Raw genomic sequence first — 13,937 nt, forward strand, 5'->3', positions numbered from 1 at the left:
TTTTTTTCATGCATGCGTCCATTCGTCCAAGCTCTCGACCATATAGGTCGGGAGTTTTTCTTGTTCCTGAATGAAAGCCGGACCATGTACGCCTGAGTTGACGTGGAGCGTCCGAATCCCGCCGTTGATCCCGAACAAGATGTCAGTATGGTAGTTATCCCCGACCATGACGACTTCTTCTTTCGTGAGACCAATCATCTCAAGCGCGATATCGACCATGACCGGTTCCGGTTTGCCAATAAAGAACGGATCTTTTTCCGTCGTCACCGTCAAGACGGACGTGAGCGCACCGTTCCCTGGTAAAAAGCCGCGTTCAGTCGGAATGGCGATATCGCCGTTCGTCGAAATGAAACGAGCGCCGGAGCGGATCGCGAGCGCGCCTTTCGCCAACTTTTCGTATGTGATGTTTCGGTCGAGCCCGACGACGACGTAATCCGCCTTCGCCTCTTCCGTCACATGGAAACCGCGTTCTTCGAGCGCCAGGCGCAGGCCATCTTCCCCAATCATGTAAATCGTCGCCCCTGGCGTCATCTTCTCGATATAACGGGCCGTCGCCATCGCACTTGTCAATACGTGCTCAGGCGTCACATGCACTCCCATCGAGACAAGTTTATCCGCCACTTGCTCCGGCGTCATCGACGCGTTGTTCGTGACGAATAAGTATGGGAAGCCGGTCGCCTCGAGTCGATTCACGAAATCGACCGCTGCTTGAATCGGGGCCGTCCCCGCATACATCGTGCCATCTAAATCAAATAAGTATCCTTTAATCGGATTCATCCAATCACTCGCTTTCTGGTAAAAATGCTGATACAGGACCGAGCTCCACCTCGAGATAGCGTCGGACCTGCTCTGGGAATGCCTCGAACGTTGATTTATCACGGTCGACCCAGGCGTCGAACCGGGCCGAATCTGCCGTGACGAACTCCCTGACATAGTGCGCCCGTAATCCGACGAGCGCTTTCGTCGCTTCGGCCGTCTCGGCGTCGAGCACACGCTCGTCGAGCAAGATGTCGACAATATCCTCATAGCTGCCCGGGTCACGCATGATGAACCCGTCAATCATTGAGTTGCCGACGTCAATCACGCCCTCTATCAAGTGAACGGCCAAACGTTGTTTCGCCAGCTCGATGGTGAACGCGTCCCCCTCTAATTGGTCGAGTCGACTGAGCATCGTCTCCATATGGGTCAACGTCTCATTAATCTTTTCTCTGTTTACAAAATACATCGCAATCCCCCCTGCCTCCTATAGTAATCCTTTTTCTCGTTCGAGAAAAGAATCTCTCCTATTTACATCATTTACGTAATTGTGATACACTAATCCACGGATTAACACAACTATTAGTATGTCACATTAAATAGATATCATGTGGAGGGTACAACACTATGGAACGAGAATTAGCGTTAGAGATCGTACGAGCAACCGAGGCAGCAGCATTGGCCTCATCGAAATGGATCGGTCGTGGTCAGAAGAATGAAGCGGATGACGCAGCGACATCGGCCATGCGTGAAGTACTCGGTACAATCAATATGGATGCAACTGTCGTCATTGGTGAAGGTGAACTCGATGAGGCACCGATGCTATACATCGGGGAACGTCTCGGGACGACGTTCGGACCAGAAGTCGATATCGCCGTTGACCCGCTCGAAGGGACATCGATCGTCGCCAAAGGACTCGGGGACGCCATGGTCGTCATCGCGGTCGCGGATAAAGGCGCCCTCCTCCACGCACCAGATATGTATATGGATAAGCTCGTCGTCGGCCCGAATTTAAAAGGCAAAGTCTCACTCGACGAACCGCTTGAGTCGATTATCGAGAAAGCCGCCCTTTATAACGGCAAGCGCATCGAGGAAGTGACCGTCATCATGCAAGACCGTGATCGTCATGAACATTTCCGTCAAGCGGCGATGAACATGGGCGCACGCGTCAAGCTGTTCGAAGACGGCGACGTCTCGGCGGGAATCGCAGCGGCCGTCAAGTCGAACCCGATCGATATCTTCATCAGTACGGGCGGCGCACCAGAAGGCGTCATCACGGCAGCGGCCGTCAAAGCGCTCGGTGGCGACATGCAGGCACGCCTCCACCCGATGAATGAAGAAGAGACGGCACGTGTCATCTCGATGGGCATCGAGGACCCGCTCCAATTGCTCACGCTTGACGACCTCGTCAAGAGCGACGACTGCATCTTTGCGGCGACAGGCGTCACATCGGGCGAATTGCTGGACGGCGTAAAATTCTTGACGGACGATATTGTCGAGACGACGTCACTCGTCATGCGATCGAAGACGAAGACGATTCGTAAAGTCGTCGCCGAACACACGTTATCGCTCAAGCCCTACCTTCAAAAACAAGAAGTCAACGCCTAATACAAAACCTCCGCTCTCGATGAGCGGAGGTTTTCGTTTAGAATCCTTGTTCAAAATCTGTCCCGACATGGTTCGTCTGCGGTTGTTCTGCTTTCCGAAGTGAATCGTAGAACGTCGCATACGTCGTCGTGAAGTACGGATAGACGTACAAGAAACCGATGCCGAGTGTAATGACCCCGAGAAGGAACCAACCGATAAACGAGAGGACGAGTTTGAACGCGTCCATCTTATGCCCGTCCATCATCCGGCGTGATTCGGTGATCGCCTCGAGAGCCGATAATTCCGGCTGGTCACGTAAGATGTAAAACGTGAGAGAATACGAGAAACTTTTGATGATTCCCGGAATCACGAGGAGCAGCGACCAAAGGAAGATAAACAATCCCATGAAGAACGGGGCGAGCACGTGCTTGACGTATCCCGTTTTGAACGGCTCGAACAACGTAGAGACAGCAGGCTTGTCACCGCGCGATACAGACAGGACGAGCCAAGACCAACCGATTGCGAGCGGCGCAATCAATAATGTGAGGAGGAGCGACAAGAACGTAAGTCCCGTGTCCGCCGCTGTTGGGACCGCTTCAGGGTCTACAGGAGGCGCGAACGATTGTGGAATCCCGTTCAAGACGACGAACAAAATTAATAGCCCGGCGAGTAGCCAACGCTTACCAGTTAACATTTGTTGTGCATGTTGCTTAAGTTGTGCAGTCATTTTCATCATCCTTTTTTTGAGTTCTCTCTTCAGTGTACGTCATCATTTCACGAAAAGTTTCAAAAAAACACGAAAAAAGGGAAAAGGTTTTTCCTTTCCCTTCAATACATGATGTTGCCCATGAAAAACTGTGACATCGATACGATAAATAAGAGCACACCTGTGGCCACTGCCGCCAACGAAATAATTTTAAAGAGGCGGCTTCTCAAAAACGCCTGACGATATTCAAAGCGGCGGATTAGCAAGACGTGGACAACCTCATAAATCAGGACTGCGGCGGTGAAGTAAAACGTCATGATACTCTCGAACCCGAAGAACAACATCGCCAGTACGCCCAAGCCGAAATTATGAATTCGATTATGGACGTCATCGCGGTCACCGACGGTCGCCGTTTGTACGTGTTGCATACTTCCACCTCACTTCCAAAACCCACAAAAACCCGAACAGAAACAATAACCTTAAATATAAGTTATCACAATTTTCCTATCCCTAAACCTGTCACACCGTCTTTTCACCTAAAAGAAACATTTGGAAAATAAATGTAACAAAAAAGCGCTGATGTCATCAGCGCGTCATGTACCGGTCGAAGGCTCGACTTCTTCCGATTTATTGAATTTGCGTTTCAGTTTGAGCGGTTGTTTCGTGCCACCGAAGACTGGACCGTCTTCCGCCTCATCGATTTCCGTCTCTTTTTTGAGTACAAAGAACGGGCACCCAAAGTTACAGTATTCATACACGTAATCCATCACGTGATCGATTCGATTATCATACGTCGCGAACTTGGACTTCGTCTCATAGAACCCTTTCAACCGAAGTTGTCCGTGGCCCCAATCCCCGACGATATAATCGTATTTATCAAGCACGTCGCTATAGCGTGCGATGAACGCTTCCTCGTCAAAACCGTCACGTTTCTCTTCAATGACGGTATAGCCATGGCGATTCACTCTAATCATGTTTCACACCTCCACTGTTCTATCATAGCATGCCAACCGGTCCCGTCCCTATCCTTTTCGGATGGCATTATGACGGGTCACGATCGTCTCGCGTAACACGTCACGCAGCAGTTCCGGCATAAAGTAACGCTTCGGCTGATCGGCCAAATACGGAAGGAGCGGTCCGAACGTGAACATGTCGACCGTGGCGACATGATACGTCCCGTCTAGCTTGATTTCCTCACCATTAATCGAATAGCGACCGTGTCGGCTGTCGATTCCATGGAGGATCGGGCTACCGAGCACCGTCCCGCGAAAACCGAGGCCACGGACATGCATTGTCGTGAACGCATCTTCTTGGACGTCGTTCAAAAATCGGACGAGGGTAGCCCCGTCAAGCGTCAAGAGACAAGGGTTGATCGGATGCGGACAAATCCGGTGCAACATATTTAGCGTGACGTGGCCCGGGCGCAAACCTTCCAACAAGACACCGGATGGGATGATACTCAACTCGGCGTCACACCAGTCCGCGAGTCCGCTCGCCAATAGGTCTCCGATGGCTGACGGACCGAACCAGTCACTTTCATAACCTGGTGTCTCAGCAATCGTCACATCGAGCAGACGCTCGGCTTGACCATACTCTGCGGCTAGGACCGCGACCGTCGCTTCATCAGGTTCGCGCTCCGATACATCGTGGAGACAAGCCCGTTTCTCGATGACCCGCTTTCCTTCGATGGTCAACTCGATTTGCCCGACGTACTGCCCGTACTTGCCGGCCTGCGCGATCAGGACGCCGTTCGTGACGACACCTTCATCGAGTACGTGGTGGGTATGGGCTCCGAGGATGACATCGATTTCTGGGAACGCCTCGGCGAGCCGCTCGTCGGCATAAAAGCCGAGATGGCTGAGCGCGATGATGACGTCGCAGTCTCGAAGTGTCTCGAGGGCACGCGCCGTTGCCCCGTGTGGTGCTTCGATGGCCCAACCGAGTTCAGGATAAAGCTCTTCATACGGCGCGGTCACCCCGAACAGCCCGATCTGAATTCCCTCTCGTTCGACGATGAGCGTCTCCGACGCCCATTCTGGCCGTTCACCAGCTGCTTGATAGACGTTCCCTAATAGGACTGGGAACGCGGCCTCGTCATACAGATGGGCGAGCCAGTCGTGCGGGAACGTGATGCCTTCATTATTGCCGATCGTGACCGCCGTCGGTCGAATCCGGTTGAGCAGTCGGACGTTCACTTGTCCGCGCGTCACTTCTGTCGCCGGATGGGTGCGGTCGGCATGGTCGCCGAGATCGAAGACGAGCGTCTCGTCCGTCCGATGCTCATTCAAAAACGAGACGAACCGCGGCCAGTTATGGAATTTCGAATGTAAGTCATTATAATGAAACATCGTAATCGTTCTCAAGACGATCCCCCTTCCTAGAACAGACTGATTTGGCTCGGGGCGAGTTCATATTCGGCACCGAGAATCTCAATCAACCGTTTGGCGTTTGGTACCGCGTCGCCGGCCGAGTTGTTGTTGAAGTAGACGTACACCGACTTCGCTGTTTCGTCGACTTGTTTGAGGGCCGCGGCGAGCTCCTGCAGTTCATCCTCACTATAGCGATACAGGCAGCGTACGTGACGCCATTCCTGGCTCGTCATGCCCGGTTTTCGAAGCCAGCCGGCGGTGTTGCGGCCGTGCAAACGTACGACGGCCACATCCGGATTGGTCACGACCGGGACGAACGGGATGCTGCTCTCTTTCGTTTGCGGCTCATCACAAATCGTATTGATGAAACGTTGTTCCGCCAAGAACGCGAGCGTCCGCTCCCGGAACGCCTCCGAGAACCACGTCGGGTTCCGGAACTCGATGGCGATGTCATAGTCGCGCAACTCGTCACGGATCGTCCGTAAATAATCGAGATGTGGCTTCGAGACATCAAACCAGGGCGGGAGTTGGACGAGCACGGCTCGTAGCTTCCCAGCTTGTTTCAGCGGTTCGACAGACGTTCGATACCTCTCGAACAGCTCGGCGAGAGGTAGCTTCGGCTCCCGGTCATGGCCGCTCATTTCCCTGGAAACTTTGACGATGAATTGGAACGTCTCCGGTGTTTCCAAGTTCCACTTCTCGTAATTCTTCACCGGTTGAATCGCATAAAACGAGGAATCGATTTCAACGGTCGGGAAATGCCCCGCATAGGTCGACAGTTTATGTTTTCGTTCTTCTGGGGTCGTATACAGTAAATCATGGTCTCCCCACCCCGTCACACCGACATAAATCATCACATTCCCTCCTCAACTTATTGTTTGAACGTGGCCGCCGTGTTCCGTTTCGACCAATTCAACGTTCCCGCGAACGTCACGAGCAACAGGACGAGCCCCATCACAAACGGATAGCGCATATCGATATCGAAGGCGATTCCGGCAAGCGTCGGTCCGACGATATTCCCGATGCTCATATAAGCATTGTTCATCCCCATCGCAAACCCTTGCTCTTTATCTGCCATTTTCGATACGAGCGTATTCAATACCGGTCGTAAAATTGACGTCGACAAGAAGATAATCAACGTGACCGCGAAGAAAATCGTGTAAGACCCGGCAAACAGTGAGAACAAGAAGCTGAGCGCAGCGAGCATGATAAAGATGAGCACGACTTTAATCTCACCGAACAGCGAGACAAGACGGTCGACCGCGAACAGCTGGACGATGACGCTGACGATTCCCGTCCCGGTGATCATGACCGCAATCTGTTGCGGCGTTGCGCTGAACGTCTCACTGACGAACAGACCGAGGACCGACTCGTATGCCATCAAACCGAACGCCATGACCAAGTTGATGACGAGCACGAAGAAATACGGTTTCCGTGTCGACGACACGAGTTGACGCGGTAACGATTCACTCTCACTCGTTTGGACATACGGTTCACGGTCCGGTTCTTTCAATAGAATGATTGACGAGATGACGGCAACGAATGATACGATCGCCGATAACAAGAGCGGTGCCTTCAACCCGAATTCGGCGAAGAATCCACCGATTCCTGGGCCGATGACAATCCCGAGCGACATTGCCGCGGAAATATAACTGTTCCCTTTCGCCCGTTGTTTGAGCGTCGTGATATCGGCCACGTAAGCAAAGATGGCTGGAATCAAGAGAGCGGCCCCGACGCCGCCGATTGCCCGTGAAATCAACAGGACGGTCAAGTTGTCTGATAAGTAAAAGACGCCCATCGAGATGGTAAAGCCGATGAGCCCGAGGATGATCATGAGCCTGCGCCCGTAAACATCCGCCCATTTCCCGGCAATCGGCGACATGAGCAGCTGGGCCCCGGCAAAGACAGAAATCATGAGTCCGGCAGCGGTGCCGCCTTCTCCAATCATCTTCAAATAATCAGGAATAATCGGTATGATAATCCCGAATCCTGCTACAGCGATGAACATGTTCAACATGAGAATCGCCAATTGTTTCTTTTGTTTAGTCGTCAATGTATGTCACTTCCTTTTCATCCTTTCATTTTACTTGTTGATGAATGAAATGAGCAAACGATAAGACAGCAAAACACCCATCCTTGACCAGAGGATGGGTGTTCAAACACTTGCTTATGAGATGCGTGATTGAGCGAGTGCTTGGTTGGAACGATTTTTCGGTAATAACAGTGTGATCACATACACGATCAATGTTGGAACTGCCCAAGCAAGTCCGATCTCAGCCATCGGCAAGTTCGTGATCCAAGCTGTTGCTGCTGACGGCGCCAATCCGTGTGTCGTCTCGAAGAGCGAGAGAACGAGGGCCGTATATACAGTCGCCTTCATGGCGACATGCGGGTTGCGTTGAATCCGCTCCGTAATCGAGACGAGTACGAGTGCGATCATGACCGGATACAAGAGCGTGAGGAGCGGTACTGCGATTTCAATCAACATACCAAGTCCGACGAGTGAAATCATGAAGCCGAACAATGTCGTCGCGATGACGACTTGGTAATACTTGAGTGATTCGAACGTGTTGCTGATGAAGCGTGAGAACTCAGTGATGAGTCCGACCGCTGTCGTCAAACAAGCGAGGAAGACCGCAGCCCCGAGTACGAGCATTCCGACTTGTCCGAAAGATGAACCTGCAAACGCTTGAAGCAAGCTTGCTCCGTCTGTCGTTCCTGTTTGGCCTGTCATGTTCGCTCCAATCGACCCGAGCGAGATATAGACGAGCATCAAACACGTGACAGCGAGCATTCCAGACGTCCGAAGAAGTGAAGATGCTTCTTTCTGGTCCGTCATCCCGTTCGCTTTAAGCGTGACGAGCACGATGGCACCGAAGACGAGAGCGCCGAAGACGTCCATCGTCAAGTAGCCTTGTTTGAAGCCCTCCCCGAGAGCGCCAATCCACGTCTCATATCCTTCTGCTGGTGCGACCGGCTTCCCGAGTGGCGCCACGAGGTTCGTGATTCCGATTGCCGCAAGCAAGAGCAAGAGAATCGGTGTAATGATGCGTCCGATGACTTCAATCAATTTCTGAGCGCGTAACGTCAAGAAGAACGTCAAACCGAAGAAGACAGTTGAACTGATTGCGAGCGTGAGTGTAGATGGCGCACCGAGGAACGGTACGACTCCCATCTCATACGTGACTGCTGCCGTCCGTGGAATCCCGAAGAACGGTCCAATCGCCACGTACATTAATCCCGTCAAGACGAGTGCAAGTCGCTTCGGAATATACCGAGCGATTTGGTCAGATCCACCGCCTACCCGCGCGACTGCGAAGAGCGCGAGTAATGGTAGCCCGACGCCGGTAATGACGAAGCCGACTAGGGCTGGGACGAGGTTCTGTCCTGCCATCGCACCTAGCATCGGTGGGAACAGCAAGTTCCCGGCCCCGAAGAATAATGCGAAAATCGTGAATGCTAACGGGAATAATGTCGATTTTTTCATACAACTACCTCCACATACATGTAATACCTTCCGTGTTACCAATGAATCAAATGACTAAATTTTCTGACAATAAACCGCTTAGTCTATTCCATTATACACACTTTCATTTTTTTGACCACCCTATCCATAAAAATGATGTTTATTTTTTTAAAATGTGGATTTATTGTATGGAACCGTTCCCTTAATTTACAAATTGTCGGTTGGTTGCACTCACTGACTAGCTGTAAATGAGAAAAATGGTCAATAACGGATATCAAACTTCCGGAATGATTCGACCGTCGTGTCTTCCGCTTCAATCCGTTCGACCCCGACAAAACGATTCCCGTTATAGAGGGCGCGTTTATAGGATTCGAGTCTCTCCGCGTCTCCTTCGATTTGAAGTTCAACCGTCCCATCATTCAAATTCCGGACCCAACCTGTGATGCCGTATTCAAGGGCAGTCGCTTGCGCGAAGTAACGGAAGCCGACCCCTTGGACCCGGCCTGATACGATAAGATGCTGTGCCTGTTTCATATAAGTCTCCTCCTCAAATTTGAAAGAATGGGTTTAGCCTCTGTCTCGTTAGGCAACAATATATAAGTAAAATACTGGATAGGAGTGGTGATGTGGAACAACTTGTGACTGTGGTGACGACAATTTCAGATTGGCTATGGGGTGTGCCAATCATCTCGTTACTCGTTTTGTCTGGACTCTATTTGACGATTCGTTTAGGATTCTTCCAATTCCGATACCCCATCTACATAATGCAACAAACGTTAGGCAGTGTCTTTAAAAAACCAAAAGGTGAAGGTGACATCAGTCCCCGCCAGGCGTTGACGTCAGCCTTATCTTCGACGATCGGTGCCGCCAATATAATCGGGGTACCGGCCGCCATCATGTTCGGCGGGCCGGGCGCCATCTTTTGGATGTGGGTCATCGCCGTCGTCGGCATGGCCATCAAGTTCTCGGAGAGCGTCCTCGCCGTCCGTTACCGCGAGAAGAACGAGGCCGGTGAATTTGTCGGCGGTCCCGTCTACTATATGGCGAAAGGCTTGAAGCTGAAATGGCTCGCCTCATGGTTCGCCTTCGCTCTCATGATCGAACTCATCCCGAGTATCATGGTTCAAGGAAACGCCGTCAGTTCGGCCGTCCGAGAGACGTTCAACGGCAATACCCTTGTGACCGGGATTATCGTCGCCGGGCTCGTCGCCCTCGTTGTCTTCGGCGGTATGAAACGCATCGCGAAAGTGACGGAAGTCATCGTCCCGGCGATGGCCCTCGTCTATGTCGGTGCCGGCTTCGTCATCGTCTTGATGAATTTCTCACAAATCCCGGAAGTACTCGGGCTCATCTTCTCATACGCATTCCAACCGATGGCCGCGCTCGGTGGTTTCGCTGGTGCCGCCATCGCCGAGACGATTCGTTGGGGCTTCGCCCGTGGTCTTTATTCGAACGAAGCAGGACTCGGGACGGCACCGATTGCCCACGCCGCTGCGCAAACGGATCATCCGGTCCGGCAAGGCTTCTGGGCCGTAATCGGGATCGTCATCGATACGCTCATCATCTGTAGCACGACGGCGTTCGTTGTCTTGTCGTCCGGGGTATGGACACGGGCCGATGCGATGAACGATCCAGCAGCCCTGACGACGATTGCGTTCCAACAGTACTTCGGCTACACGGGTAGTCTTCTCGTCACCATCTCGCTCATCTTCTTCGTCTTGTCGACAATCATCGTCGTCATCTTCTACGGATCGCGTCAAGCCGAGTACTTGTTCGGTTTGAAGGCCGGCTTCATGATGAAAGTCGTCTACATCGTCTCGATTGTCATCGGTGCGATCGGTGGGGCCCAAATGATTTGGAACTTCCTTGATTTGATGCTCGCGATGATTCTCATCCCGAACATGATTGCCGTCTTATTGCTCAGCGGTGAAGTGAAGCGCTTGACGACCGAGTTCTTCACGTCCGAGAAATATTATAAGAAAGACGTCGCCGAGAAGAAGGCGTCGTAATGACAAACCCGGCTGCGATTGCAGCCGGGCCTTTTTATGAACTCGATTCAATCTTGTCGATCGCTTGGCGAATCCGTCCGACCGAGGCATCGAACTGTCTTTGTTCCTCGTCCGTCAGTTCAATTTCGACGATTTGGCGGATGCCGGTCCGGTCAATCAAGGCCGGTACGCCGATATGGAGGCCAGATGCCCCGTATTCGCCGTCGAGATGGGCCCCGATCGTCACGACCGAGTTCTCGTTCCGGACGATGGCGCGGACGATACGAAGCAAGCCGAGCCCGATCGCATAGTACGCGGCACTCTTATATTCGATGATTTGATTGGCCGCATCACGGACGCGTTGATAAATCGCATCCAAGTCTTCTTGCCGATACGACTCATTCTCGGCGAGCAGTTGCTGGACCGATTTCCCGTAAATGCGGGCGTTATCCCAAGCGACGAAACCTCCGGCACCGTGCTCACCCATATAATAGACGTGGCAGTTCCGTACCGACAAGTCGAAATACTCACCGACCTTATAACGGAGACGAGCCGTATCGAGCACGGTCCCCGAACCGATAACGCGATGCTTCGGTAACCCGGACGCTTTCCAGACGACGTGCGCCATGACGTTGACCGGGTTCGTCGCGACGACGAGGATGCCGTCGAATCCGCTCGCCATAATTTGCTCCGTGACATGTTGCATGACCTTCGCATTTTGTTCAGCGAGGTCCATCTGGGTCTGACCGAGCTTTTGTGCGGCACCGGCCGTGATGACGACGATATCGGCGTCGCGGCAGTCCGAATAGTCGCCTGCCCAAATTCGGACTGGGCTCGGAGCGAACGAGATGCCGTGATTGAGGTCCATCGCCTCCCCTTCAGCCTTGGCGTGGTTCGAATCAATCAAGACGAGCTCTTCACAGAGCGCGGCCATCGACAGTTGATAGGCGAAACTGACGCCGACCCATCCGGCACCGACGACGGCGATGCGGGTGATGTCTTCTGGGTCAATCGTGTTCAAATGATCCATATGCTTCATCCCTTTCTAAACGTGTTCTCTTTCTTAGCATACCCGACTCTCCTTCGTTTCACGACAAAAAAAGCGAACTCGCTTGTGAGGAATTCGCTTCTAAACAAAACAATGTTTATCACACATATCATTCTCGCTCCCGATAATAGTGCACCGGCCGAATCTCGAGCCTCCATCCTAACGATTCCGCTTCGGGCACTTGGGTCGTTGGATGGATGGAAGCGATTCTGACCGCATCCTCCATATCCAACGCTTCAATCAGGAACGCACTTCCCATGACTTCTTTCGATTCTGTAACAGGCTCATCCGTAATCGAAATCTGATGTGACTCCCGCTTGAGTTGTTTCATGCTTGCTTCAAGCCCCATATCCATCAGCACCTGATCACTTGCATACAGCTCCTGTAAGTGTGGTTCACACGTCGCCATGATTTGATCGATTTCTAGGTCGGTCTTTTCGTTCACTTTGTCAGCGTTGAAATATCCCGTTACTAAGAACATCATGTGATTTTCTCCTCTCGAATCTACAGGCACGCATCAGCTATCCATGCCCTATTCCCTGTTTACAGGCATAGCCTACACAAAAAGACGGTCGACATGAAATCATGTCAACCGTCTTTCAGTATCTATGCAGGATTATCCGATCGATCCTTCCATCTCAAACTTGATGAGACGGTTCATTTCGACGGCATATTCCATTGGCAATTCTTTCGTGAACGGCTCGATGAAGCCCATGACGATCATTTCCGTCGCTTCTTCTTCCGAGATTCCGCGGCTCATGAGGTAGAAGAGTTGCTCTTCTGACACTTTTGAGACTTTCGCTTCGTGCTCGAGTGAGACTTGGTCGTTCAAGATCTCGTTGTACGGGATCGTGTCCGACGTCGACTGATTATCCATGATGAGCGTGTCACATTCGATGTTCGAACGTGCGCCTTTCGCTTTACGACCGAAGTGGACGATTCCGCGATACGAGACTTTTCCGCCTTGTTTCGAGATCGACTTCGAGACGATTGACGACGACGTGTTCGGTGCGAGGTGAATCATTTTCGCGCCCGCGTCTTGGTGCTGCCCTTTACCGCCGAGAGCGATTGAGAGCGTCATACCGCGTGAGCCTTCACCTTTCAAGATGACGGCCGGGTATTTCATCGTGAGTTTCGAACCGATGTTGCCATCGATCCATTCCATCGATCCACCCGCTTCACAGACAGCACGCTTCGTGACCAAGTTGTAGACGTTGTTCGCCCAGTTCTGGATCGTCGTATAGCGGCAATATGCGTCTTTGTTGACGAAAATCTCAACGACCGCTGAGTGAAGTGAGTTCGTCGTGTAGACCGGTGCTGTACATCCTTCGACGTAATGGACAGAAGCGCCCTCGTCGACGATGATGAGCGTCCGCTCGAACTGACCCATGTTCTCCGAGTTGATGCGGAAGTAAGCTTGGAGCGGTTGCTCGAGCTTCACGCCTTTTGGTACGTAGATGAACGAGCCACCTGACCAAACAGCCGAGTTGAGTGCCGAGAACTTGTTATCCGTCGGCGGAATCAATTTTCCGAAGTACTCACGGAAGAGGTCTTCATCTTCTTTGAGCGCCGTGTCTGTATCTTTAAAGATGACACCTTTCGCTTCAAAGTCTTCTTGCATGCTGTGATAGACGACTTCTGACTCGTACTGAGCCGAAACGCCTGCCAAGTATTTTTGCTCCGCTTCCGGGATTCCGAGCTTGTCAAACGTACGTTTGATTTCTTCAGGAACCTCGTCCCACGAGTGCTCTGTCTTTTCAGACGGTTTGACATAGTAAGTGATCTCATCGAAATCGAGTGCCGTGAGATCGCCGCCCCATGTCGGCATCGGCATTTTGCGGAACTGTTCGAGTGATTTCAAGCGGAACTCGAGCATCCATGCCGGTTCTTCTTTCATGCGCGAGATCGTCTCTACGATTTCATTCGTCAAGCCGCGGCCTGAACGGAAAATCGAGATGTCTCGGTCATGGAAGCCATATTTATAATCGCCAATGTCAGGCATGTTTTTCGCCATATC

15 protein-coding genes are annotated in these 13,937 nt (G+C 52.1%); 2 read left to right on the forward strand and 13 right to left on the reverse strand.

Going from position 1 to position 13,937, the window contains the following annotated elements; translation table 11 throughout:
- Nucleotides 1–6: 6 nt before the first annotated feature.
- Together KNP72_RS02265 and KNP72_RS02270 are read right to left on the reverse strand one after the other, a co-directional pair.
- On the reverse strand, nucleotides 7–777 hold the full coding sequence (locus KNP72_RS02265) for a TIGR01457 family HAD-type hydrolase (RefSeq protein ID WP_214831960.1): 771 nt from the start codon (nucleotides 775–777) through the stop codon (nucleotides 7–9).
- A 4-nt stretch (nucleotides 778–781) separates the two neighbouring features.
- Complete coding sequence (locus KNP72_RS02270; RefSeq protein ID WP_214831962.1) at nucleotides 782–1,225, reverse strand: DUF86 domain-containing protein; 444 nt, start codon at nucleotides 1,223–1,225, stop codon at nucleotides 782–784.
- 158 nt (nucleotides 1,226–1,383) lie between these two features.
- On the opposite strand from KNP72_RS02270, the gene glpX reads away from it, so the two are divergent.
- Nucleotides 1,384–2,364, forward strand: coding sequence for a class II fructose-bisphosphatase (glpX, locus tag KNP72_RS02275; RefSeq protein ID WP_021065511.1), 981 nt, complete (start codon nucleotides 1,384–1,386; stop codon nucleotides 2,362–2,364).
- Between the two features lie 37 nt (nucleotides 2,365–2,401).
- Here the strand turns inward: glpX and KNP72_RS02280 are convergent, their stop codons facing one another.
- From KNP72_RS02280 to KNP72_RS02315, 8 genes are all read right to left on the reverse strand, one after another.
- The gene (locus KNP72_RS02280; protein ID WP_214831963.1) at nucleotides 2,402–3,070 is read right to left on the reverse strand and encodes a DUF975 family protein; all 669 of its coding nucleotides are present in this window, start codon (nucleotides 3,068–3,070) and stop codon (nucleotides 2,402–2,404) included.
- Between the two features lie 101 nt (nucleotides 3,071–3,171).
- Nucleotides 3,172–3,477 carry a hypothetical protein gene (locus tag KNP72_RS02285; protein ID WP_214831965.1) on the reverse strand — a complete coding sequence of 102 codons (306 nt, stop codon included), beginning with the start codon at nucleotides 3,475–3,477 and terminating at the stop codon, nucleotides 3,172–3,174.
- Between the two features lie 165 nt (nucleotides 3,478–3,642).
- Entirely contained in the window at nucleotides 3,643–4,023 is a 381-nt protein-coding gene (locus tag KNP72_RS02290; protein ID WP_058764068.1) for a YutD family protein, read from the reverse strand.
- A gap of 48 nt (nucleotides 4,024–4,071) precedes the next feature.
- Entirely contained in the window at nucleotides 4,072–5,412 is a 1,341-nt protein-coding gene (locus KNP72_RS02295) for a bifunctional metallophosphatase/5'-nucleotidase (RefSeq protein ID WP_251128812.1), read from the reverse strand.
- Between the two features lie 14 nt (nucleotides 5,413–5,426).
- Nucleotides 5,427–6,272: a DUF72 domain-containing protein gene (locus tag KNP72_RS02300; RefSeq protein WP_214831966.1), complete on the reverse strand. Its 846-nt coding sequence runs from the start codon at nucleotides 6,270–6,272 to the stop codon at nucleotides 5,427–5,429.
- A gap of 17 nt (nucleotides 6,273–6,289) precedes the next feature.
- Complete coding sequence (locus KNP72_RS02305) at nucleotides 6,290–7,471, reverse strand: MFS transporter (protein ID WP_214831967.1); 1,182 nt, start codon at nucleotides 7,469–7,471, stop codon at nucleotides 6,290–6,292.
- Between the two features lie 114 nt (nucleotides 7,472–7,585).
- Entirely contained in the window at nucleotides 7,586–8,905 is a 1,320-nt protein-coding gene (gene brnQ / locus KNP72_RS02310; RefSeq protein WP_214801394.1) for a branched-chain amino acid transport system II carrier protein, read from the reverse strand.
- A gap of 240 nt (nucleotides 8,906–9,145) precedes the next feature.
- On the reverse strand, nucleotides 9,146–9,418 hold the full coding sequence (locus KNP72_RS02315) for an acylphosphatase (protein ID WP_214714519.1): 273 nt from the start codon (nucleotides 9,416–9,418) through the stop codon (nucleotides 9,146–9,148).
- A gap of 92 nt (nucleotides 9,419–9,510) precedes the next feature.
- Here KNP72_RS02315 and KNP72_RS02320 point away from each other — a divergent pair, with 92 nt between their 5' ends.
- Nucleotides 9,511–10,893, forward strand: a complete 1,383-nt coding sequence (locus KNP72_RS02320) for an alanine/glycine:cation symporter family protein (protein WP_214831968.1) — start codon at nucleotides 9,511–9,513, stop codon at nucleotides 10,891–10,893.
- 34 nt (nucleotides 10,894–10,927) lie between these two features.
- On the opposite strand, the gene KNP72_RS02325 is transcribed toward KNP72_RS02320, so the two are convergent.
- The 3 genes from KNP72_RS02325 to sufB form a co-directional block, all read right to left on the reverse strand.
- Nucleotides 10,928–11,902, reverse strand: coding sequence for an L-lactate dehydrogenase (locus tag KNP72_RS02325; protein ID WP_214831969.1), 975 nt, complete (start codon nucleotides 11,900–11,902; stop codon nucleotides 10,928–10,930).
- Nucleotides 11,903–12,029: 127 nt separating this feature from the next.
- Complete coding sequence (locus KNP72_RS02330) at nucleotides 12,030–12,404, reverse strand: YciI family protein (protein WP_214831970.1); 375 nt, start codon at nucleotides 12,402–12,404, stop codon at nucleotides 12,030–12,032.
- 132 nt (nucleotides 12,405–12,536) lie between these two features.
- Complete coding sequence (gene sufB / locus KNP72_RS02335) at nucleotides 12,537–13,934, reverse strand: Fe-S cluster assembly protein SufB (RefSeq protein ID WP_214831971.1); 1,398 nt, start codon at nucleotides 13,932–13,934, stop codon at nucleotides 12,537–12,539.
- Nucleotides 13,935–13,937: the final 3 nt, after the last annotated feature.

Source organism: Exiguobacterium sp. s152 (assembly GCF_018618335.1).
GTDB classification, from domain to species: Bacteria; Bacillota; Bacilli; order Exiguobacteriales; family Exiguobacteriaceae; genus Exiguobacterium; species Exiguobacterium chiriqhucha.